Genomic DNA, 20871 nt, shown 5'->3' with positions numbered 1-20871 from the left:
GACTATTCAATATTAAATCATACAGGCACTCAATTAACATAATGAGTGCCTGACTAGATTAATCAGTGCCGCTGATAATCTGGATTTGTGCTATATCAGTATCACCTTTTAGTACTTTTAAAATCCCATCTTGAGTAAGGGTCCGCATTCCGTCTTTCATGGCCTGGGCTTTCATCTCTGTTACCGAAGCTTCCTTATACACCAGAGAGCGAAGGTCAGGTGTCATCGCCAACAATTCATGGACCCCAGTTCTTCCTTTATATCCTGTGTCTCCACAGTCATCGCACCCCTTACCTCGATGCAACATTAATGGCTCTTGTAGATCCAGTTCTTCAAGGTATTGCTCGCCGTATTGACGACGAATAAAGGACATATCTGTTTCAGTTGCTTGGTATGTTTCTTTACAATTCGAACATAACGTACGAATCAAACGTTGCGCCATAATACCAACACAAGCATCTGAAAAGTTAACGGGATCTAATCCTAAATCTAATAAGCGAGTAATGGTTTCTGGCGCTGAGTTGGTATGTAAAGTAGAAAGTACCAAGTGGCCCGTTAGAGATGCTTCAATACCTGCGTGGGCCGTTTCTTTATCCCGCATCTCACCAATCAGAATAATGTCAGGGTCGGCACGTAAGAAAGCCCTTAAGGCATTAGCGAAGGTAAATCCTATCTTTGGGCTCACCTGCACTTGTTGTAAACCCGGCTGGGTTATTTCCACTGGGTCTTCGGCGGTCCAAATTTTCTTGTCAGGTGTGTTCAAATAACCCAATATTGCATGCAAAGTGGTGGTTTTCCCCGAGCCAGTTGGGCCTACAACCAGCAATATTCCATGGGGCTTTTTAATCATTACCCTTAACATACTCATATTTTTAGGAGAGATGTTCATTTTTTCAATGGGCAAAGCGCCGCCAGAAGCCAATATCCGCATGACCACGCCTTCACCGGCTACCGTAGGTATAGTGGCGACTCGAACTTCTACCAATTGACCAGACATTTTAAATGCCAACTTACCATCTTGAGGGACTCGTTTCTCGGCGATGTTTAAGTTCGACATGATTTTTATTCGGGCAATAACCGCACTATGATGAGAAGCGGGGACTTGGGTGATATCTCGGCACACGCCATCTATACGCATTCGAACCCGTGTTGGGCCGTTCTTTTCCGGGTCAACATGAATATCTGACGCATTTAACCGTTTTGCGTCATGTAACACTCGACTAACCAAACGTACCACTGCAGGAGCATCATCCGACATCTCCTCACTGGTATCATCTAATTCTTCATTACTGGTACCAATTTCGTCCAGTATTTCATCCATCTCTCCTGGCGCACCGCCCCCACCACCGGCTCCTAAATATTGTAAAACCTGGTTGGGCAAGCCTACGGAGATTTCGTAGCTGTCTATCCCTAAGGCACTTTCAATTTCCATTAAAAGTGCAGCATTGTTAGGTTCTGCCATTAAAACTATCGGGTTTTCAGAGGCGTCGGCTAATACCACCACATAGTTTCGTTTTAAATAAGACAGGTTTAGCTTATTGCCACTTTGTAAAACATGATATTTCTCAGGCAGATAACTAATGTAGGGAACTTGATAGTGAACCGAAAGGGCATTTCCCAATTCATCTTCTGGAATGCGGGCTTCGGAGATCATGCGTTGAATTAATTGACGAATATCTTTACTGGTTTCAGTAAACTGCTTGAGATCTTTTTCAGACATCAACTTTCGGTGGACTAGATAATCAAACGGATTACTGGTACCACCTAACTCATAACGAAATTTATTGCCTAAAATTTCTGATAATGAATTCGCTAAGCGCAAATCAGCATCACCGAAAACACCTACTTTTTTATTTATTATTTGCATGACACCCATGAGTACGCCAGCGTTTAGAATAGGCACACAAATGATATTTTCAGTCTTGAAGGAACTATTTTTATCGAATTTGTCAGCAAACTTCAGCCTAGGGTGAATATCAGCTAGTTCCTGAACATTATAAGGATCACTAATTAACAGTGGTTTTTGACTCAGGGCAACATAGCCAGCAATAGACTGCGGACTGATGGGAACTTTGATTTGCAACGTCTCTTTACCCGTTTTAAAACGGGCAACCAAATCTTGATGTTGACGCCGGCGTTGAAAAATACTCATACGCTGAGCTTCAAACAAGTTGAGAATTATCGGTTCCAATTGCTGATATGCATCCATTAATGATGGATGAGCTTCCAACAATCTATCTATTTTCTGAAGAGTCTCTTCAATAACCAGTTCTGTTGCCATCTACTACGGTCAGTGTCATTACTTATTCCCTAACTATAACTGAGTGTAATCATTAACAAAACCTAAGATTTAGATTGCTTTTCTTCGGACTCGTTTGGTTTTACACTTTGGTTGAATAAAAAGCTCATAATGATTAATAACATTGCACTATGCATCACTGGATTTCCAAGAATGTCGGTGCCATCCTCTAACCAACTCCCTATAACTTGAATCAAGGCAAAAGCTATTGAAATATAAAACGTCCAGTTTATAAATGTGATTAGTTTAGGGTCCATTGTTTAGCCTCCTTTGTGTCGTATTTAAGTTTTCTTTACTGCATCATGTTGGTTAAAAAGAAAACCGCAAATAATGTATAACAGAGCGGTTTGCAAACTGGGGTTGGTCGACATATTAATATCATTGACGATCCAATTATATGTAGCACTCCAGAGATTGGTTGCTATCATTAAAAATAAAATACTATTAGTGAATATGACAAATTTGCGGTTCATTGTTTTTCCTCACCTTTTAAATTAAAGAGAAAAAAGGGGATTACACCCCTTTAGCTTGAGTTAACTTAGTGAAAAAACTCGTATATCGAAATACCTAATTGATAACCAGCTTTACCACTAAATACATAACCAACGCCATAACCTATCGCATAACCTGCGACCTCGTTATCAGGCATACCACCGGATATTTCTATTAGTTCTTTGTTATTTAATTCAATCATGTAAAGCCCCTTGATGATTAATGAGTTGCATCATACCAACCGAAACCTAGTCCTCTACCGAATGACATAAGACCAGGCAAACTATTGATATAACCAACAGCACTCATACCAGCCCCAAAAGCTACTATTAAAGGAGCGACGCCACCATTTACTTCTTCTAATTGCATTTCATTCAATTCTCGCATTTGCGAATTCCTTTTGATTAAAAAAATACTGTCCTTTACTAATGCACAGCTAAAGAACGTTTTTATTGCTTTGGGCCTTGTAACCATCTTTGCGCCTAAGCAATATCAAAAGGTTAGTGAAATGGTAACTAAAATACACCTGTTCCTTGGTACAGTTTTTTATTGTTTTAAGAGGGGTTTTCTGTTGTGTTTATAATTTAACCTTATAAACTTGCATTTAATTAGTAATAGGCGTTGCATTAATTCCGTACACATGTATAATTCGCGCCCACTTGCCCTGATGGGTAGTGATTTCGGTTCTAACAATAATTAATAGCGAAAGAGATTAATTTGCGGGAACGCCGAAATATTATGAACAAGACCCCAATTGTGGGTCATCGGTTTACATGCATCCTCCCACCTAATGAAAGGTTGGTGTGGATGGTTTTTTTTGTTCTTTCGATTGGAGCTTAATCGATGCCAAATCAAAGAATTCGTATTCGTTTGAAAGCGTTTGATCACAAGTTGATCGATCAGTCTACGGCTGAAATCGTTGAAACTGCGAAACGTACAGGTGCTCAGGTTAGCGGTCCTATTCCACTACCTACTCGCAAGGAACGCTATACAATATTGGTTTCACCTCACGTGAACAAAGACGCACGTGATCAGTATGAAATCCGTACACATAAGCGTTTGGTAGATATCATTGAACCAACTGATAAAACAGTTGATGCATTGATGAGATTGGACTTGGCTGCCGGTGTTGATGTTCAAATCAGCCTGGGCTAACAAGAGAGGGTTTTAACAATGGCGATTGGTCTTATCGGTCGTAAAGTAGGAATGACTCGCATCTTCACTGAAGATGGTATTTCAATTCCTGTGACTGTTATAGAAGCGACCCCAAACCGTGTGACTCAGTTACGTACTGATGAAACAGATGGGTATCGCGCGCTACAAGTAACCGCTGGTGATAAAAAAGCAAACCGCGTAAATAAAGCTGCAGCAGGTCATTTTGCTAAAGCTGGCGTGGAAGCAGGCCGTGGTTTATGGGAGTTTCGTTTAGATAACAACGAAGGTGAAGGTATCGAAGTAGGCAGTGAAATTACTGTTGAAATTTTTACTGAAGCTACCAAAGTTGATGTTGCTGGAACTTCTAAAGGTAAAGGTTTTGCCGGTGCTATCAAACGTTGGAACTTTAGTCACCAACGTATGACACATGGTAACTCTTTGTCTCACCGTGCTCCTGGTTCGATTGGTCAAAACCAATCCCCAGGTAAAGTTTTCAAAGGGAAGAAAATGGCTGGCCAATTAGGCAATAAAGCTGTGACTACTCAATCTTTGGAACTAGTCCGTGTTGACGCAGAGAACAACCTTCTTCTAATCAAAGGTGCAGTACCTGGTGCTCCAGGCAGTGACGTTATCGTCAAGCCTGCAGTTAAAGCGTAACGTCTGGGAGTTAAGTGATGGAATTAGTATTGAAAGACGCGAATAGCGCTCTTGAAGTCTCCGAAGCAACCTTTGGACGTGATTTTAACGAAGCGCTAGTACACCAAGTAGTAGTGGCTTACGGTGCAGGTGCCCGTCAGGGTTCTAAAGCACAAAAAACACGCTCTGAAGTTAGAGGCGGTGGCAAGAAGCCTTGGCGTCAAAAAGGTACAGGTCGTGCCCGTGCTGGTACAATCCGCAGCCCAATTTGGGTTGGTGGTGGTCGTGCGTTTGCAGCCAAACCTCAAGATCACAGTCAAAAAGTGAACAAAAAGATGTACCGTGGAGCTATCCGTAGCATCCTTTCTGAATTGGTACGTCAAGATCGTTTGATTGTGGTAGAAAAATTTGGTGTTGATGCACCTAAAACAAAAGCATTGATTGCTAAGCTTGACGAACTTGAGCTTAACGACGTGTTAATCGTAACGTCTGAAGTAGAAGAGAACTTGTTCTTAGCTGCTCGTAACTTATATAAAGTTGACGTACGTGATGTTCAAGGCATTGACCCAGTAAGCTTAATTGCATTCGAAAAAGTGTTAATCACTGCCGATGCAGTTAAACAGCTAGAGGAGTCGTTAGCATGATCTCTGAAGAGCGTTTACTTAAGGTGCTTTTAGCACCGCATGTTTCTGAAAAATCAACCATGGCTGCTGAAGGCAACAACGCTGTTGTTTTCAAAGTCGTAAAAGACGCAAACAAAGCTGAAATCAAAGCGGCAGTTGAAAAACTGTTTGAAGTTGAAGTTAGCAGTGTTCGTACCTTAAACGTGAAGGGTAAAACCAAGCGTCACGGTCAGTCTTTTGGTAAGCGTAACGACTGGAAAAAAGCATATGTTGTGCTTAAAGAAGGTCAAGACATCGACTTCGTCGGTGGCGAAGCTTAAGAAGGGGATTTGATATGCCATTATTAAAAGCTAAGCCGACTTCTGCAGGTCGTCGTCACGTAGTTCAGGTTACAAATCCTGACCTACATAAAGGCGCACCTTACGCACCACTACTTGAGAAAAACAGCAAGTCTGGTGGTCGTAACAACAATGGTCGCATTACTGTGCGTCACATTGGTGGTGGTCACAAACAGCATTATCGTATAATTGACTTCAAACGTAACAAAGACGGCATTCCAGCCAAAATTGAACGTTTGGAATACGATCCTAACCGTTCAGCTAATATTGCACTTGTGCTTTATGCTGATGGTGAGCGTCGTTATATTCTTGCTCCGAAAGGTGCTCAAGCTGGACAAGCTTTGCAGTCTGGTTCTGATGCGCCAATCAAAGCGGGTAACGCCATGCCAATGCGTAACATCCCAGTAGGTACAACTGTACACGCTATTGAGATGAAGCCTGGTAAAGGTGCTCAAATTGCTCGTTCTGCAGGTCAATATGCACAAATATTAGCGCGTGCCGAAGGTTATGTAACACTTCGTCTACGTTCTGGTGAAGTACGCCGTGTTTTAGCTGATTGCCGCGCCACCATTGGTGAAGTGGGTAACGCTGAACATATGCTACGTTCACTAGGTAAAGCTGGTGCAACACGTTGGCGCGGTGTGCGTCCAACAGTTCGTGGTGTAGCCATGAACCCAGTAGATCACCCACATGGTGGTGGTGAAGGTCGTACCTCTGGTGGCCGTCATCCAGTTTCACCTTGGGGTGTACCAACTAAGGGTAAGAAAACCCGTAGTAACAAGCGTACCGATAAACTTATCGTACGTCGTCGTAACAAGTAACAGCGAGGATTCACCATGCCACGTTCTCTCAAGAAAGGTCCATTTATTGACCTGCACTTGCTGAAGAAGGTAGAGGCTGCAGTGGAAAAGGGCGAAAAGAAACCAATTAAGACTTGGTCTCGTCGCTCCATGATCATCCCAGATATGATTGGGTTGACCATTGCGGTCCATAACGGTCGCCAGCACGTACCTGTTTTCGTCTCTGACGAAATGGTTGGCCATAAGTTGGGCGAATTTGCTCCAACGCGTACTTACCGCGGCCATGTCGCGGATAAGAAAGCGAAGAGATAAGAGGAAAAATTATGGAAGCTTTAGCTAAACATCGTTTTGCCCGTTCTTCGGCTCAGAAAGCACGCTTGGTTGCAGATCAAATTCGCGGTTTACACGTTGAAAAGGCGCTTGAAGTTCTGACTTATAGTCCGAAGAAAAGTGCTGCTCTAGTCAAAAAAGTACTAGAGTCTGCGATTGCGAACGCTGAACACAATGAAGGCGCAGACATCGATGAGTTGACTGTCGCAAAAATCTTCGTTGATGAAGGCCCAACTATGAAGCGTATCAAGCCACGAGCCAAAGGCCGAGCTGATCGTATCTTTAAACGCAGCAGTCATATCACTGTTGTAGTAGCGGACTAGGAGATTAGAAATGGGACAGAAGGTACATCCTACAGGTATACGCCTGGGTATCAGCAAACCATGGACGTCTACTTGGTACGCTAACACAGCGGAATATGCAGACAACCTGTTTAATGATCACCAGGTACGTAAATACCTGACTAAAGAATTGAAAAACGCGTCTCTATCGAAAATCGTTATCGAACGCCCAGCAAAAAGTATTCGTGTGACTATTCACACAGCTCGCCCTGGTGTTGTAATCGGTAAGAAAGGTGAAGATGTAGAGAAACTTCGCAAGTTTGTTTCTAAGCTAGCCGGTGTGCCAGCTCAGATCAATATTGCTGAAGTGCGTAAACCTGAACTAGATGGCCAGCTTGTTGCTGACAGTATTTCTAGCCAATTAGAACGTCGTGTAATGTTCCGTCGTGCTATGAAGCGTGCTGTACAGAATGCAATGCGTCTTGGCGCTAAAGGTATCAAGGTTGAAGTAAGCGGTCGTTTGGGCGGAGCAGAGATTGCACGTTCAGAATGGTATCGTGAAGGTCGTGTACCACTACACACTTTCCGTGCTGACATCGATTATGCAACTTCAGAAGCTTTGACTACTTACGGCATCATTGGCGTAAAAGTTTGGATCTTCAAAGGTGAAGTACTAGGCGGATTGCCTCTTACGCAAGAGCAACCTGCTCAAGCACCTAAGAAGAAAGGCCGTTCTGCTAAGCGTGAGGGCTAATAATTATGTTACAACCTAAACGTATGAAATTCCGCAAAATGCATAAAGGTCGCAACCGCGGCATGGCAGTTGCGGGCGGCAAAGTTAGCTTTGGTACTTACGGATTGAAATCAATTGGCCGTGGTCGTATGACTGCACGTCAAATTGAAGCAGCCCGTCGTGCTATGACTCGTCACGTTAAACGTCAAGGTAAAATTTGGATTCGAGTTTTCCCTGACAAGCCAATTACTGAGAAGCCTCTAGAAGTGCGTCAAGGTAAAGGTAAAGGTAACGTTGAGTACTGGGTATGCCAAATTCAACCAGGCCGTGTGTTATATGAGATGGAAGGTGTTCCAGAATCATTGGCTCGCGAAGCGTTTGAATTGGCAGCGGCTAAATTGCCATTTAAGACAACCTTTGTAACTCGGACGGTGATGTAATGAAAGCTGAACTGAAAGCCAAAAACGTAGAAGAATTGAACGCAGAGTTGTTAAACCTTCTTCGCGAACAATTTAACCTACGTATGCAGCACAGCACTGGACAGTTGGAAAAGACTGACCAGCTACGTAAAGTGCGTCGTAACATTGCGCGTGTTAAAACCATTCTGACTGAAAAGGCTGATAGCTAATGACTGAACAACAAATTCGTACAGTTCGCGGTCGTGTGGTAAGCAACAAAATGGATAAAACCATTACAGTTGTTGTTGAACGTTTCGTAAAACATCCTATTTATGGGAAGTTCCAAAAGCGTTCTACTAAACTTCACGCCCATGACGAAACTAACCAATGTAACGAAGGTGACGTAGTAACTATTACTGAATGTCGTCCTTTGTCAAAGTCTAAAAACTGGACCTTGGTTGACGTAGTAACTAAAGCAACTGCTATTTAAGTTGTAGAAAGTTATAGATTAAAAGCCGCTCTTTCGAGCGGCTTTTTTGTGCCTGCGTAAAGTCAATTCGCGTTTGTTAGACAATGACTAAATCCTGCTAGCAGGTTACTACTAAACAGTCTTAATTCATTCCAATCTACAAATTGCACAACAATATTGAAACCTGAGGGGAAATCTAAAATAGATTTAAACTCAGGTTTAAATATGGCTATACTCATTATGTGTTTATCTGAAAAATGCTTCTATGAAAATAGCTGTTTGTGTATGGGTTACTCTATCTTTGGTCTTTTTGCCGTCATATGTTCTCGCCGACACTCTGGTTTCCCATTGTCGGGACTATCCACCTGATTTGTATTTTAATGGTAAAAAATGTATCGGTATTCTTCCTGAACTTGTAGAAGATGTTCTCAGTGAATTAGGACATGATGTCGACTGGGTATACGCGCCTTGGATAAGATCGACTAAAGAAGCTAAGCGCGGAAATGTTGATCTGTTAGTTCGTCACTCGATGACTAAAAAGCGTCAAACGTTTTTGAAACCCATCAAGTATGCTGTTGAAAAAAGAACCTTATATTTCTATAAATCTAAACGAATTACGGAAGATGTTACCTCTTATGAGCAACTTGAAAAGTTATCCATCGGCGCTATTCGTGGTGTCTTTTACTCGCCAAATTTTGCAAAAATAGACAGCAATACCCTAACACTAGTGGGTAAAACCGAACAGTTAGTGGGAATGTTAGATATGGCTAGAATAGATATTGTGGTTACATCATCCTCACACAATAGTGAATTATTTGAAGGACGATTCGACAAAGTGACCTTTGAAGATAGTTTTTATAATCATCACTACATCAGCATACCATTAAAATCAAAAGCGATTATTTTTTACGATGATATAGCGCGAGTGATGCTGCGATACCGAAAGACTGGAAAAATTAATCAATATTATGAGAAATATGGGGTGCCACCGCCATACCAAGATTTGTCTGAAATCGACGGGAACTAACCTTTTGGAATTAAGTTATCTATTAATTTATAAAGGATAAAATAGATATTCAAACTCATCAGTCAGATAAATAAACTAGGATGTTTTAGGAAGTTCAATTCCGCGTCTTAAGCCTTCCTGATAGTCAAAATCCTAAACTGTCCCTACCAAAATCGTTTATAATTGATTAGTTCGAATTGGCTTACGGCCTTAATAAAAGACTTGGTATTAAAGTTTTAAATTTCGCAGTTAGGAGTTTTGGTAGTGTTAGACTATCTCATAAAAGTCATATTTGTTGGTTGCTTAGTATTTTCCAGTAGTAGCTACGCGAATCAAGAGGTAAAACGAGTAGAGCAGCCAATTAAACTTGTTTTTGCGATAAATGATCCTGGGGCTCCACCTTATTTGTATTTTGATGAAAAGCGTCATCGTTACCAAGGGATCGTTCCTGATTTTTTTGCAAGTTTTCCAGAAGATGAAAAGTTCAAGGTAGTATTTTTAGATTCTAATCGATCTCGAAATGAGCATTTGGTTTTAGCGGGAAAAGCAGATATTTTTCTTTCAAGTCCAGCTTGGTTAAACGAACCTGAAGAGGTTTTGTTCAGTAATGAATTGCTACTTCATAAAAGTTTTTTATATTCTCTAACGCAATTTAACCAACCTTTTTCATTGTCTACAATTTCCCAAAAACTGATTTGCGCGAGAAGAGGTTATGTTTATCCTTCTTTAACCCAATCTTTTACAGACGGAAAGTTAATACGGGTTGATTCAAGCGCACAAATAACCATCGTCAATATGTTATTAAAAGGGCGTTGCGATTATGCAGTGATGAATGAATACAATGCTAATTCTGTTATAAATCAAACGCAGTTTTGTGGTCAGACTTTTTATAAATCCCCTAGTTCTGTTCATGATACGTCATTGGTTTTTGTGATTAATAAAGACTTAGAGCACATCCTTCCAGCTTTGAACCGCCAGTGGAGAACCTTTCGGGAGTCTGGTCAGTTGAGCAATTCGATTCGTTTAAATGGTGGAATTTATGATTCAGCTTCAGCCAATAGGTGCAAGTAGATATACAAATGTAAATATTGGGCTGCATGGATTAATGTAAACTGTTTCGATTCTAAAATGTGAAGTCACACTCGCTTTTGGGTGTGCTGATAAGTGTTTTCGTTATAACTTCATCTAACCGAAAAACATCCTAATTACTTGTTTTACATATCTATTTATCTTATCTTAGAAAGGACGTAAGAAACGTCTTATAGTAAAAAATTCACAGAAGGGATTGTACATTGTTGAATCAGCGTGGCTTCACCTTAATTGAGCTAATCATTGTCATCGTGATATTGGGAATATTAGCAGTTACTGCATTGCCGCGTTACGTGAATTTGTCCGATGATGCCAATCTAGCTGCAATGAAAGGGGAAACTGCAGCGTTTAAATCAGCAGTTGATTTGGTTCGCAGTACGTATTTGATTAGAAAAACAAGTCCCATTGTTGTCCACGGTTCTACAGTTGAAATTGATAGTGCTTCTGAATGGCCAACAGGCAGTGGATCGGGTACTAGTCTCTGTATTAATTTGTGGGAAAGTTTGTTAGAAGACGCAGAACCCATGAATGCAATCAGTAATAGTAGTCCGCAAGTTGCCGGTTGGAGTGCAATAGGTAGTTCTAATATTTGCATTTATGGTAAGAAATTTAATGATGCTACTTTCGCTTCTGGGGATCTGCCTCATTTTGCATATTTCATTAATGATGTGGCAAGTTTTACCTCGTTAGGCCAGACCTATTCTGGCAGTGCTGGTGAAATTCAAAAAGTAAACATGGGTGAATAAATACAACAGACTGTAGCGCTAGATGCCCAACTAGTTATGATTTAGCTTGTAGTTAGTCATTGTATATTCTTCAAACTCTTATCAGGGATATATTACTCAAACACCGTCAAGTAGCGAACCCGCAATCATTATTCCCTCATCAGACATTATGTATGCTGTGTTTTTCTTTATTCTATTTGCCCTAAACACGACTGTTGTTTAAATTCTGTCAGGAAATTCAACTAGCATAACGGTCAAAAAAATTCCAAAGCAAACAAATAATGCGCTTATTAATTAAATATAGAATTTATGTGTTGATTATTTTGCTCGAATAATCAACTATTTACCTATACCGTTTTTACGCATATAAAGGGCAGTTATCTTTATGAGGTTGCGCTTCATTAACATTCCATCACTACTTGCAGTATTGATTGTGTTCTGTAGTTTTACCCTAAGAGCTGAAACCGATTTTTTCTTTGAGTATGCAGATACTCAAACTCCGTTTTCATCCATGCACAGTTCACTTGAAACGAAAATTGCCAATGCAAACTCTGTAGAACAAAGAGTTCATTTTAGTTTGTCTTTGGCTTCTTTATACCTGCAGTTTGATCGGGTAGAACTGCTCACTGAAATACTTGATGAGTTAGCAACATTAGAGATAAACCAATCCTATGATACTAATGCATTGAAGTGGCATGTATTTGAAGGTTATAGGTTTTATTCATTAAGCCAATACGTCAAAGCAGAGTCATCTTTTAAGCAAGCTCAAGCAATACTTGATGCGCTTAACGGCAGTAAAGAACACCTAGCTGAATCTCAAATTGCTTACTTATCAGCGGTTTTATCTATGTACAACGGTATCAATGATGCCTACTTGCAACGCTATACCAAGGCGACGGAGGCACTGTCTGAAGTAAACAGTATTGCCAATGAAAATGATTGGAAAGTGCTGTCGGGGCTGTCTTTATATTATAGTGGTGACGTTAACTACGAATTGAAAAATTACGAACAAGCGGAAGTCTTCTATCAGTTATCTAAACAAATGTTTACGGAGCAAACTACTATATTTCGAGCCGTGTCGTTAATGGCGGAAGCTCAAATGATTAATATTGTAGGAGACCGAAAGCGCGCGTTTTTTTTATTAGATAATGGCATACAGATATTTGCCAAAATGGAAGATATTTCTTCTTTGGCCTACGCCTATCTACTTAAATCCTATTTTCATAGTAAAGATGGTAATGATGAAGAAGCGCTGACCTGGATTGCTGAGTCAGTGACATTACGAGAAGAGTTGAACAATCCTGTTGCTATTGCTAATTCCTATGTTCATTACAGTTCGCTGCTCCAAGGAAATGGATTCCTTGAACGAGCTCTTGTTTATGGGCAAAAAGCCGCTGACTTAGCCGCCCAGACTGATGACTTAGCGGGACAGTGGGATGCCTTTAATCAGTATGGCGTGATCCTAAGTGAAATGGGCAATTATAAGAAGGCATTTGAGTATATGTCTAAGTCTGAACGGGCTCTTTTGGCTAAGGCTAGATTAGACATCACTAGTCAATCTGCTAGATTAAACAGCGAGTTCAATTTAGCACAGCAACAATTAGAAAATGAGTTTCTAGATGAAAAGAACAGTTTGTTGCAAACCCAGTTGGAGCAACAACGCCAATTACAAGAAAGACAAAATTGGATCGTGTTTGGGCTAATGATTTTTACCGTTCTAGTGATGCTTTTCCTTTGCATAATATTTACCCTTTATCGCAAAAATAAACGCCTAGCCATATTGGATAATCTGACTGGATTACGCAATCGCAGGAGTATCTTGGAATCCGGGGAGCAGGCCTTTGCTATTAGTAAACGTTACAAACAGAACTTATGTGTACTGATGCTCGACGTGGATAATTTCAAATTAGTAAATGACAATTACGGACACGCTGAAGGAGATAAAGTGCTGAAGTTCGTTGCTTCAATTTGCAAAGAGGCATTACGGGCTTCCGACTATGTAGGGCGAATTGGTGGTGAAGAGTTTCTATTCGTTTTACCAAATAGCAGTGAAAAAGAAGGCAATCAATTAGCCAAACGTCTTTTCCAAAATATTCAAGAGCACATCTCACAAGCGGGTTTAAAAGTGGGCGAGGTTACTTTTAGTCTTGGTTTGGCGGCAAACTTAGAGCAGTGCAATGACTTTCTTGAGCTCGCCAGCTTAGCTGACGCAGCACTTTATGAAGCCAAAGCCAAAGGTAAGAATCAGGTGCAAACATACACAGATGAGATGCAGTTTAAACACAAAGTAGAACCTACGGGCTAATTTGACTGTTACTTGCTTGATGGAATAACTGATTCAAAATGCGGCCTGAGTTAACCAGATTGTCTGGCCTACTAGGCAGTCAGAATCCCAACATTTTGCATACGTCAGAAACAAAATACCGTCTTTGTCCACTTCAAAATAAATATTAAGTCGACAAGACGGTAAGTATGATAATGATGCACAGTTAGCCTACAAGTTTACAATCAAGTAGGTTGCCAACTACTATCTTAGAGTTGCTCTAAGCATCCATGCGGTCTTTTCATGTACACGCATTCTATCTGATACCAATGCTGCAGAAGATTCGTCATCTGCATCTTGAGCTACTTTAAGGGCCTCTCTACAAGTTTTAACCACTTGCTCATGACCCTGCAATAGAATTTTAACCATTTCTTCTGACGCGGGGACGCCATCGACTTCTTTAATTGCGCTCAGTTTTGCAAACTCTTTATAGGTCCCTGGTGCAACCATACCCAAAGTCCGGATCCGTTCTGCTATATCATCAACAGCAACCGCTAACTCAGTATAATGTTCTTCAAACATCAAATGTAACTCTCTGAATTGAGGACCCGTCACATTCCAGTGAAAATTATGGGTTTGGAGATACAAGGTATAGCTATCTGCCAGTAACTTTTTCAAACCTTCAGCGATTTGATTACGATCTGTTTCATTAATACCAATGTCAATTTTCATAATTTCTCCTTGTTATCTAAGAATCTGCTAATCAGTATAGTCGTTTAGAAAATTTTGTATAATTAGTTTTATCGATTGAGTATATCGCTTCACTATATCAATCTCTCAATATATAAACGTTTAATGTCAGAAAAAGTTCAACCGTCAAATTTATTATTATTAATCAATTGGTTGGATAACAAAGCTAGCTGTAGCTCAACTCGTTTAACTTCTCTGAGTACAGACAATCGATTTAATTCCATGAACAACCATAAGCGCATAGCTGCGAAGATGATAAAAGCCACAAGTGTTCCAAGCAGCCAGTGTAATTTAATTCCAATATTTTGTTCATTGAATAGATTGAACCCGAAATAAATTGCCAATCCTATGAATATAACTTGCAGGGAAATAATCGCGATGGCCGTAAATTTGAATGTCCCTTTAAAGCTTCGACCAATAAGTTGCAATGTATTTGCTTCTTGTTCAGATACCTTTTCAGCATTGCTTTGTTGTTGCATGGCCGCTAAAATTTTTTGATTAATATCACTCATTTTAATGTCCTTTATTGCTTAGTTTAAGTTTTTGTCGAATCCCATGCAGCCTCGATTTCAATGTACCTACCGGGAGTCCGACAATATGGCTAATCTCGGTTAGCGTAAACTCTTCAAAATAGTGTAAGTACACTAACTGGTATGCGTTGTTATCTAGATTAGAAAGATCAACTTCTGGTGTGTTGTCTAGCAACTCAACTTTCTCGATTTCAAGGTATTGACTTGCTTCAAGTGCACGGGCTTTGTGACGCTCTTTTTGTAAATGTTTGATGGAATCAGCGCACTTGTTTTGTAGTATTTTAAAAATCCATTTAGGAAAAGCCGCAGGATCTTTAATTTTTTTAATATTCCTGCACATATCAAGCAACGCGTTTTGGATTGCATCATTTGCTAAGTGTTCGTCTTCCAGAAGTCTTGACGCATAACCAATTAATTTGGGATACCAGACACGAAGCAACTGTTCGAGTGCTTTTTCATCGCCCATTTGAGCGTTTATGACTAACCACTCAGTTAAAACTGTTTCACTATTTCTTTTCATACTTTATAGGTCTGTCAATAAGCTCCAGCGGTTCAGTATTTCTTTAATCTTTCGTGATTCGCCCGTGATACTTTTGTGATAAATCATTCGTAATCTGACAATTGCTAGTAGTTATCCCTCATTGCTTGGCGATTAGTAGTGAATTTATTAATGCCAATGTTTCTATCTCTAACATTAATAAGACAAACGAAAGGGATGTAAGCCACGGGAACGCTTTAAATATTGTTTCAAAAGCGTGTTTACTTAGAATATTGGAAGATCATAATTATGAAAACATTAAACAAAGGAATTATCACTACTGCTTTGGGGGCATGCCTAAGCCTCTCAGCCAATGCTACAACTATTCAGGTGCAGGTTAGCAGTTTATTTGACGATGGAGGTTTAGCTATGACGCCAGTCTGGTTAGGCTTTCATGACGGTATGTACGATGCTTTTGACGCAGGCTCTGTGGCGTCTTCGTCATTACAAAGTTTAGCGGAAAATGGCATGACTGCGGGGATTGAAGCGGATTTTGCAATGAGTAACCCAATGGGAGTTCAAAGTGTGTTAGCCGCTCCCACTGGTGCGGCGCCCGTTTTTGAGCCGGGTGAAACGGCAACTAGCGGATTGTTAGAAATAGAAGCGATGAGCAGTGGTTATTTCAGCTTCTTATCCATGCTTATTCCTACAAACGATGCGTTCATTGGCAATGACAACCCAATGGCATATTCACTATTCAATGACGATGGTAACTTTGTAGGATTGGACATCTTAGTGCTAGGTTCATCAGTCTACGATTCTGGTACTGAATTAAACCGAGGATTTGGTGCGCCTTTCTTGCAAGGAGCTGAGGCCGAAGCACGTCAAAACGAAAATGGGGTGGTCACCTTTCACAACGGGCTTGAAGTCTTACCCGGAGGATTAGCTATCATCGGTGGAACTACTGCCACAGGTTATACTCTAGACCAAGCTGCTGCCGATTTTACAGCATCTGGTTTTGAAGTGGCACGCATCACCGTATCACAAGTTCCGGAGCCTGCAACGCTGGGCTTTTTTGCTATCGGATTATTGGGTTTGATGGCTCGGATTAAACGTAAATTAGCTGACTAATATTATCTGCTGCTGCGCACTTGGGTGGCAGCTTTTCGCATATCCTGAATCCAAAATTATTTTTCAACTTATAAGTTGGCGTTAGCGGTTTACGCGAGGCTCAGCACTGCTCTATCCTTTTTATTTGCTAAATCCCATCAACACCTTGTTACATCTTGAATTTGCAGGTCACCAGTGAGGCATCACAATAGTACCCACATGCAAATTTTATGGGGAAATTTGATGGATACCATTTCAGCAATAGTTGTTGAAGATAAAGCCGTTATAGATAGATGCTTGACGCCTCGTTTAACGGCATTCGAAAACATTAACGTATTAGCCCATTGTGATAATCAAAAGTGTGGCTATAGCTATATTCTTGATTACCAGCCTGATGTCGTGTTTGTTGATATCGAAATGCTTGGCGCAAGTGGTATTGAACTGCTAGATAAGCTCAATGGAGCAATAGTACCACTACCTAAAATTGTTTTTGTCGCAGCATCTAGCGAGTTTGCGATGCAAGCGTTTGAATACAAAGTGTTTGATTATTTATTAAAACCCATCTCCAATTGCCGTCTTAAGGCTTGTTTAGATAGGCTAGGAAATGCATTGTTAGAGAATCAAGCGTTGCTTGCGCAAACTAAACTTAATCAATTGTTGTGTAGTAAAACCGGTAAGTCGTTGGATGGTTTTATGCAATGCCTAGAACATTCGAAGCAAGCTACACTAACGGATTTGCAACAAACTATTTCAATTAAAAGCGGCACTCAATGGTTACGGATCAAGCTAGAAAACATTTTGTGGATTGAAGCCGCTGGTGACTATATGTGTATCCATACTCTTGATGAGACACACATAGTGCGTAAAACACTTCGCCAATTTGAAGCCGAATTGGATAAAAGGTGTTTTCCAAGGATCAATCGGTCAAGCATTATAAATTTGAACCAGATTACACATCTAACCCCTAATTCAAATGGCGAATATATGGCCAGATTAGTCTCTGGCGTTGAGCTCAAGGTAAGTCGTAAATACAAGCTTAAACTGAGCGCACTAAATTTAAATTGATTTAGCAACAAATTTATCGGAATTATAGCAACTGCTATTAACAGGAAGGGGAGGTGAATTAACCGCGTATTATGTCGTAAACGTCAAATAAGCTAACATTCCACTTTGCTAGCTGAATTGCGACTGTTTTAGGATGACAGAGGCTAATGAATTTGCGTAATATTGCTTTCGACACTGTCATTCTGGCCTAGTAGATTACAATAGTTCAATGGCTAGAGCTTGAAGTAAACTGAAATTGATAAGGTTTCTATGCCAAACCATCTGTCTATACGGTCGTACAGTACTAAGCCAACTAATCATAGCCACACATTCAATCAATTGGTTTTGCCTCTCAGAGGCGTTATCAACATTAAAGTAGGTAACTTTAACGGCAAGGTAGCGCCAGGTGAGTGTGTCGTTGTGAAAGCCAATGAATCTCATCTTTTTACGGCAAATACTGAAGCTAGGTTTGTAGTCGCTGATATGCAAGTTCTGCCAAAAAACCTGGAACTGTCAGAACAGGTTGTTTTTACAATTAATTCAAGTCTTATCAGTTATTTAGGATTTGTCGAGAATCAACTTGAATACCAGCTAAGCCCGTCTCTTGAGCAAGCGATGTACGAAACTTTCTTTCTTATATTGAGTGAACAAGCTTTACTACCAAAAGTGGATAGACGAATTGGCGCTACTATTGCCTACATAGAACAGAATATTGCCAACAAACTACAAATTAAACACTTGGCTAAAATTGCATGTTTGAGTGAAACACAACTTAAAAAATTGTTTAAGCAGCAGACTGGTACTACTGTAATGAAATATGTCACCACCTTAAGGATGGAAAAAGCTCAGGCATTACTGCGCCATACGGATTATCCTTTGCAACTAGTTGGTGAAAGGGTCGGATTTAGTGATCTTTCGAGCTTTAGCCGAAAGTTTTCAAGCTATTTTGGTCTTCCTCCAACAAAATTTAAACATTAAATTTAGTCTGCTTCGTCAAAGAAAGTGTCTTATTTGTCAAATTTTTTGAATTTTAAAGGCGTATAGTTTTACTACCATTAAATACACATTCTCACATTTTGTTATGTCTCAGCAATTCCACGTTTTTAAAAGTATTTTTGCAATAGTTATTGCTAGCTTTCTTTGGGGAACCACTGGGGTAGCAGCAAGCTATGCGCCAGATATTAGCTCATTGGCGATAGGGGCTTTTTCGATGGGTATCGGCGGCGTGCTTTTGGTGTTTTCTGCCCGTTCCAAGTTACGCGCTGATTTTAGATTAATGCTCGCGTATCCCCATTTCGTGTTGTTCGGAGGCGCGTGTGTCGCGATCTACCCGTTAGCCTTTTATACCTCGATGCGATTTTCTGGTGTTGCTATTGGTACTGTCATTTCTATTGCTAGTGCACCTTTTTTTGCTGCATTGTATGAACGGGTTATTAGTAAAAAGAATATTTCTGTTCAGTGGATTGTGAGTTTTGTTATCGGCGTTATTGGAATTGTCCTGTTAGTGATTGGCAAAACTGACGGTTTAGTCACATCAACTCACCAAACCTTACAATATGTGGGGATTATTTTGGGTTTATTGGCAGGGCTAACCTATGCTGGCTATTCTTGGGCAGCTAAACATTTGATTGAAAAAGGTATTGATTCACAATCTTCGATGGCAGGGTTATTTGGCTTGGCTGCATTGTTGTTACTACCGTCTTTATGGTTTACCGGTGCTAATTTATTTTCTACCGTTACAAATACCTCGGTTGCTTTGTACATGGCCTTTTTTCCGATGTTTCTAGGGTATTTATTGTTTGGATTTGGCTTGAAACTTGTTGATGCTAGTCGCGCCACGTTAATAACGCTAATCGAGCCCTTGGTTGCTACTTTTTTAGCGGTTATCATTGTGGGAGAAGATTTTAAGTTGATTGGTTGGTTTGGTATGGGGCTGATTTCGCTGTGCCTAGCATTACAAACGGTGAAGTTTAAACTTCAGCCTCAGATGGACTCGGTGGTAATATCGAAAACTTAACATGCAGATGGTAATGTTTTCCCCATAGTGACTTCATGGTCACTATGGGAATATTTGCTCTGGTTTATTTTCCTTCATTCTCTACACTTGGTTGTTTGCGCATAGATTGGGCTATTTTTTCGCCACTTCTACCGACAACATAACCGCCTACACCTACGGTTAACAGCGTAAACAGTTCCTCTGGCAGTTCTAACATTGCCACTTTGTCGGTGAATAAACTGAGATAGGGAAAAAGAATATAGTTATTCGCCACTATAAAAATGATGACCATCATTAATACCGGTCGCCAGTTTCTCTGTATCCAGCTTTTACCTTGCGCTTCAGCAATAATCACTGCTTGCTGTGCTTGAAGTAATTTCGTTTCATATTCTAGTACTTTGTGCTCCAACTCGATCATTTTAAGTTGCACACCTGAACTAATTTCATCTAATTGTTTTCTCAACATTAAGCGCTCTTCGTCTGAAGTATGCACATTATCAATTAGATCTGCTGCTGGTTTAAATATACCGCCAATAAATTCCATAATACCAATAGCCATAACGACTCCTTTCTATAGTAATGGGGAAATTTACGGGTTATCTACTGCGACTCATAACCATTATAAAAATAGCAATTGTCTGAACCTGTGTTGTTATGCGACAGCTTTTCAATACGCACTGCTGTATTTTTATACAATTTTGTGTGTATTTAAAGGTAAAAGTGATTTTTCGGTTAATTTACCCCTTAAAATTTCCTTGTTTCATTCCTTTGATGGCAAAGTGCGTGCCTAGTAATGACAATACACAGTAACCCGTAAAATAGTAAAACCCTTGGCCAACATTAGATAGGGTTTGGGTGCTAATTTCTAAGGACATTTTAAAACCAAATACAGCAAAATTGTGGGAGTCTGTTGTTTCTGCGTGGTTTGTGGACAAGATTGCTAGAAAAACCGCAACCACAAATACATCGGCCATGGACCATTTACCAATACTAGAAACCACACTTAAAAATATGCGTTCTAGCTTGGTTCCGGTTTGAAAATAAGCAAAGCAAACCATCGTTGTTTTGATAAGCGGTATCCCCACTGAAAAAAGTAAAATAAGGGTCGCAACCAATATTCTCTGGTCTTGCCACAATTCGTCGATAGTCGCCATTATAGAAAGCTCTTTATCAACTATATTGGATCCTAAAGAAGAGCCTCCTAGGGAAGCGGCTAAATCCATATCCAATGAAAACATAGGTAACAATATCCCTGGGAAAAACAAAGCTATTGCAAGAATATTTAAAGCAAAACCAATATGACGTTTCAAAGCATAATCCTGTGAG

General features: G+C 40.3%; 28 protein-coding genes. 19 read left to right on the top strand and 9 right to left on the bottom strand.

Features of this window, described 5'->3' with window-relative positions:
- Nucleotides 1–58 precede the first annotated feature (58 nt).
- The 4 genes from Q4574_RS02495 to Q4574_RS02480 form a co-directional block, all read right to left on the bottom strand.
- Nucleotides 59–2281 (bottom strand): GspE/PulE family protein, encoded by a 2223-nt coding sequence (locus Q4574_RS02495; RefSeq protein ID WP_303471055.1) that lies wholly within the window; start codon nt 2279–2281, stop codon nt 59–61.
- A 62-nt stretch (nt 2282–2343) separates the two neighbouring features.
- On the bottom strand, nt 2344–2556 hold the full coding sequence (locus Q4574_RS02490) for a hypothetical protein (RefSeq protein WP_303471053.1): 213 nt from the start codon (nt 2554–2556) through the stop codon (nt 2344–2346).
- Between the two features lie 281 nt (nt 2557–2837).
- Nucleotides 2838–2993: a bacteriocin gene (locus tag Q4574_RS02485; RefSeq protein WP_303471050.1), complete on the bottom strand. Its 156-nt coding sequence runs from the start codon at nt 2991–2993 to the stop codon at nt 2838–2840.
- 17 nt (nt 2994–3010) lie between these two features.
- Nucleotides 3011–3178: a class IIb bacteriocin, lactobin A/cerein 7B family gene (locus tag Q4574_RS02480; RefSeq protein WP_303471048.1), complete on the bottom strand. Its 168-nt coding sequence runs from the start codon at nt 3176–3178 to the stop codon at nt 3011–3013.
- A 456-nt stretch (nt 3179–3634) separates the two neighbouring features.
- Between Q4574_RS02480 and rpsJ the strand changes: the two genes are divergently transcribed.
- From rpsJ to Q4574_RS02405, 15 genes are all read left to right on the top strand, one after another.
- Nucleotides 3635–3946, top strand: a complete 312-nt coding sequence (gene rpsJ, locus Q4574_RS02475; RefSeq protein WP_006002183.1) for a 30S ribosomal protein S10 — start codon at nt 3635–3637, stop codon at nt 3944–3946.
- Nucleotides 3947–3964: 18 nt separating this feature from the next.
- Nucleotides 3965–4603, top strand: coding sequence for a 50S ribosomal protein L3 (gene rplC, locus Q4574_RS02470; RefSeq protein ID WP_303471042.1), 639 nt, complete (start codon nt 3965–3967; stop codon nt 4601–4603).
- A gap of 17 nt (nt 4604–4620) precedes the next feature.
- A complete protein-coding gene (gene rplD, locus Q4574_RS02465) occupies nt 4621–5226 on the top strand; it encodes a 50S ribosomal protein L4 (RefSeq protein WP_216048887.1) in 606 nt (201 codons plus the stop codon).
- Nucleotides 5223–5525, top strand: a complete 303-nt coding sequence (gene rplW / locus Q4574_RS02460) for a 50S ribosomal protein L23 (protein WP_216048886.1) — start codon at nt 5223–5225, stop codon at nt 5523–5525. Before rplD ends, rplW begins: the two co-directional genes overlap by 4 nt.
- Before the next feature lie 14 nt (nt 5526–5539).
- Complete coding sequence (gene rplB / locus Q4574_RS02455; protein ID WP_303471038.1) at nt 5540–6364, top strand: 50S ribosomal protein L2; 825 nt, start codon at nt 5540–5542, stop codon at nt 6362–6364.
- Nucleotides 6365–6379: 15 nt separating this feature from the next.
- The gene (gene rpsS, locus Q4574_RS02450) at nt 6380–6655 is read left to right on the top strand and encodes a 30S ribosomal protein S19 (RefSeq protein ID WP_014107406.1); all 276 of its coding nucleotides are present in this window, start codon (nt 6380–6382) and stop codon (nt 6653–6655) included.
- Between the two features lie 11 nt (nt 6656–6666).
- Entirely contained in the window at nt 6667–6996 is a 330-nt protein-coding gene (gene rplV / locus Q4574_RS02445) for a 50S ribosomal protein L22 (protein WP_008845781.1), read from the top strand.
- A 10-nt stretch (nt 6997–7006) separates the two neighbouring features.
- Nucleotides 7007–7708, top strand: coding sequence for a 30S ribosomal protein S3 (rpsC, locus tag Q4574_RS02440; RefSeq protein WP_216048884.1), 702 nt, complete (start codon nt 7007–7009; stop codon nt 7706–7708).
- 5 nt (nt 7709–7713) lie between these two features.
- Nucleotides 7714–8127 carry a 50S ribosomal protein L16 gene (gene rplP, locus Q4574_RS02435; protein WP_216048883.1) on the top strand — a complete coding sequence of 138 codons (414 nt, stop codon included), beginning with the start codon at nt 7714–7716 and terminating at the stop codon, nt 8125–8127.
- A complete protein-coding gene (gene rpmC / locus Q4574_RS02430) occupies nt 8127–8315 on the top strand; it encodes a 50S ribosomal protein L29 (protein ID WP_216048882.1) in 189 nt (62 codons plus the stop codon). The genes rplP and rpmC overlap by 1 nt, the downstream gene beginning before the upstream one ends.
- Nucleotides 8315–8575, top strand: a complete 261-nt coding sequence (gene rpsQ, locus Q4574_RS02425) for a 30S ribosomal protein S17 (RefSeq protein WP_216048881.1) — start codon at nt 8315–8317, stop codon at nt 8573–8575. Before rpmC ends, rpsQ begins: the two co-directional genes overlap by 1 nt.
- A 244-nt stretch (nt 8576–8819) precedes the next feature.
- Nucleotides 8820–9581 carry an ABC transporter substrate-binding protein gene (locus tag Q4574_RS02420; protein WP_303471031.1) on the top strand — a complete coding sequence of 254 codons (762 nt, stop codon included), beginning with the start codon at nt 8820–8822 and terminating at the stop codon, nt 9579–9581.
- 243 nt (nt 9582–9824) lie between these two features.
- On the top strand, nt 9825–10631 hold the full coding sequence (locus Q4574_RS02415; protein WP_303471029.1) for an ABC transporter substrate-binding protein: 807 nt from the start codon (nt 9825–9827) through the stop codon (nt 10629–10631).
- 221 nt (nt 10632–10852) lie between these two features.
- Nucleotides 10853–11395 (top strand): prepilin-type N-terminal cleavage/methylation domain-containing protein, encoded by a 543-nt coding sequence (locus Q4574_RS02410; protein WP_303471027.1) that lies wholly within the window; start codon nt 10853–10855, stop codon nt 11393–11395.
- Nucleotides 11396–11759: 364 nt separating this feature from the next.
- Nucleotides 11760–13679 carry a GGDEF domain-containing protein gene (locus Q4574_RS02405; protein WP_303471026.1) on the top strand — a complete coding sequence of 640 codons (1920 nt, stop codon included), beginning with the start codon at nt 11760–11762 and terminating at the stop codon, nt 13677–13679.
- 222 nt (nt 13680–13901) lie between these two features.
- Here Q4574_RS02405 and Q4574_RS02400 read toward each other — a convergent pair whose 3' ends face one another.
- From Q4574_RS02400 to Q4574_RS02390, 3 genes are all read right to left on the bottom strand, one after another.
- On the bottom strand, nt 13902–14372 hold the full coding sequence (locus Q4574_RS02400; protein ID WP_303471664.1) for a Dps family protein: 471 nt from the start codon (nt 14370–14372) through the stop codon (nt 13902–13904).
- Between the two features lie 134 nt (nt 14373–14506).
- Nucleotides 14507–14899, bottom strand: a complete 393-nt coding sequence (locus Q4574_RS02395) for a DUF6768 family protein (protein ID WP_216048874.1) — start codon at nt 14897–14899, stop codon at nt 14507–14509.
- 1 nt (nt 14900) lies between these two features.
- Nucleotides 14901–15437: an RNA polymerase sigma factor gene (locus Q4574_RS02390; RefSeq protein WP_216048873.1), complete on the bottom strand. Its 537-nt coding sequence runs from the start codon at nt 15435–15437 to the stop codon at nt 14901–14903.
- A 267-nt stretch (nt 15438–15704) separates the two neighbouring features.
- On the opposite strand from Q4574_RS02390, the gene Q4574_RS02385 reads away from it, so the two are divergent.
- From Q4574_RS02385 to Q4574_RS02370, 4 genes are all read left to right on the top strand, one after another.
- Complete coding sequence (locus Q4574_RS02385) at nt 15705–16526, top strand: spondin domain-containing protein (protein ID WP_216048872.1); 822 nt, start codon at nt 15705–15707, stop codon at nt 16524–16526.
- A 222-nt stretch (nt 16527–16748) separates the two neighbouring features.
- Nucleotides 16749–17570 (top strand): LytTR family DNA-binding domain-containing protein, encoded by an 822-nt coding sequence (locus Q4574_RS02380; protein WP_216048871.1) that lies wholly within the window; start codon nt 16749–16751, stop codon nt 17568–17570.
- Between the two features lie 399 nt (nt 17571–17969).
- Nucleotides 17970–18527, top strand: a complete 558-nt coding sequence (locus Q4574_RS02375; RefSeq protein ID WP_303471017.1) for a helix-turn-helix domain-containing protein — start codon at nt 17970–17972, stop codon at nt 18525–18527.
- A gap of 103 nt (nt 18528–18630) precedes the next feature.
- Nucleotides 18631–19566, top strand: a complete 936-nt coding sequence (locus Q4574_RS02370; RefSeq protein ID WP_303471015.1) for a DMT family transporter — start codon at nt 18631–18633, stop codon at nt 19564–19566.
- Between the two features lie 64 nt (nt 19567–19630).
- Here Q4574_RS02370 and Q4574_RS02365 read toward each other — a convergent pair whose 3' ends face one another.
- Nucleotides 19631–20104 (bottom strand): 3TM-type holin, encoded by a 474-nt coding sequence (locus Q4574_RS02365; protein WP_303471012.1) that lies wholly within the window; start codon nt 20102–20104, stop codon nt 19631–19633.
- Between the two features lie 178 nt (nt 20105–20282).
- Nucleotides 20283–20855, bottom strand: coding sequence for a paraquat-inducible protein A (locus Q4574_RS02360; RefSeq protein ID WP_303471010.1), 573 nt, complete (start codon nt 20853–20855; stop codon nt 20283–20285).
- Nucleotides 20856–20871: the final 16 nt, after the last annotated feature.

Source organism: Aliiglaciecola sp. 3_MG-2023, assembly GCF_030548205.1.
Lineage (GTDB): Bacteria > Pseudomonadota > Gammaproteobacteria > Enterobacterales > Alteromonadaceae > Aliiglaciecola.
Note: the sequence above shows the minus strand (reverse complement) of the source record. Positions and strands in the feature narration are given on the sequence as shown.

What these genes read in the sequence shown, in the direction of transcription:
- Q4574_RS02365 (WP_303471012.1), bottom strand. Translation starts at nt 20,104, where the DNA reads ATGGCTATTGGTATTATGGAATTTATTGGCGGTATATTTAAACCAGCA.
- Q4574_RS02390 (WP_216048873.1), bottom strand. Translation starts at nt 15,437, where the DNA reads ATGAAAAGAAATAGTGAAACAGTTTTAACTGAGTGGTTAGTCATAAAC.
- Q4574_RS02405 (WP_303471026.1), top strand. Translation starts at nt 11,760, where the DNA reads ATGAGGTTGCGCTTCATTAACATTCCATCACTACTTGCAGTATTGATT.
- rpsJ (WP_006002183.1), top strand. Translation starts at nt 3,635, where the DNA reads ATGCCAAATCAAAGAATTCGTATTCGTTTGAAAGCGTTTGATCACAAG.
- Q4574_RS02370 (WP_303471015.1), top strand. Translation starts at nt 18,631, where the DNA reads ATGTCTCAGCAATTCCACGTTTTTAAAAGTATTTTTGCAATAGTTATT.
- rplD (WP_216048887.1), top strand. Translation starts at nt 4,621, where the DNA reads ATGGAATTAGTATTGAAAGACGCGAATAGCGCTCTTGAAGTCTCCGAA.
- rplP (WP_216048883.1), top strand. Translation starts at nt 7,714, where the DNA reads ATGTTACAACCTAAACGTATGAAATTCCGCAAAATGCATAAAGGTCGC.
- rplC (WP_303471042.1), top strand. Translation starts at nt 3,965, where the DNA reads ATGGCGATTGGTCTTATCGGTCGTAAAGTAGGAATGACTCGCATCTTC.
- rplW (WP_216048886.1), top strand. Translation starts at nt 5,223, where the DNA reads ATGATCTCTGAAGAGCGTTTACTTAAGGTGCTTTTAGCACCGCATGTT.
- Q4574_RS02485 (WP_303471050.1), bottom strand. Translation starts at nt 2,993, where the DNA reads ATGATTGAATTAAATAACAAAGAACTAATAGAAATATCCGGTGGTATG.
- Q4574_RS02480 (WP_303471048.1), bottom strand. Translation starts at nt 3,178, where the DNA reads ATGCGAGAATTGAATGAAATGCAATTAGAAGAAGTAAATGGTGGCGTC.
- rpsQ (WP_216048881.1), top strand. Translation starts at nt 8,315, where the DNA reads ATGACTGAACAACAAATTCGTACAGTTCGCGGTCGTGTGGTAAGCAAC.
- Q4574_RS02495 (WP_303471055.1), bottom strand. Translation starts at nt 2,281, where the DNA reads ATGGCAACAGAACTGGTTATTGAAGAGACTCTTCAGAAAATAGATAGA.
- Q4574_RS02490 (WP_303471053.1), bottom strand. Translation starts at nt 2,556, where the DNA reads ATGGACCCTAAACTAATCACATTTATAAACTGGACGTTTTATATTTCA.
- rpmC (WP_216048882.1), top strand. Translation starts at nt 8,127, where the DNA reads ATGAAAGCTGAACTGAAAGCCAAAAACGTAGAAGAATTGAACGCAGAG.
- rpsC (WP_216048884.1), top strand. Translation starts at nt 7,007, where the DNA reads ATGGGACAGAAGGTACATCCTACAGGTATACGCCTGGGTATCAGCAAA.
- rpsS (WP_014107406.1), top strand. Translation starts at nt 6,380, where the DNA reads ATGCCACGTTCTCTCAAGAAAGGTCCATTTATTGACCTGCACTTGCTG.
- rplB (WP_303471038.1), top strand. Translation starts at nt 5,540, where the DNA reads ATGCCATTATTAAAAGCTAAGCCGACTTCTGCAGGTCGTCGTCACGTA.
- Q4574_RS02420 (WP_303471031.1), top strand. Translation starts at nt 8,820, where the DNA reads ATGAAAATAGCTGTTTGTGTATGGGTTACTCTATCTTTGGTCTTTTTG.
- Q4574_RS02395 (WP_216048874.1), bottom strand. Translation starts at nt 14,899, where the DNA reads ATGAGTGATATTAATCAAAAAATTTTAGCGGCCATGCAACAACAAAGC.
- Q4574_RS02385 (WP_216048872.1), top strand. Translation starts at nt 15,705, where the DNA reads ATGAAAACATTAAACAAAGGAATTATCACTACTGCTTTGGGGGCATGC.
- Q4574_RS02380 (WP_216048871.1), top strand. Translation starts at nt 16,749, where the DNA reads ATGGATACCATTTCAGCAATAGTTGTTGAAGATAAAGCCGTTATAGAT.
- rplV (WP_008845781.1), top strand. Translation starts at nt 6,667, where the DNA reads ATGGAAGCTTTAGCTAAACATCGTTTTGCCCGTTCTTCGGCTCAGAAA.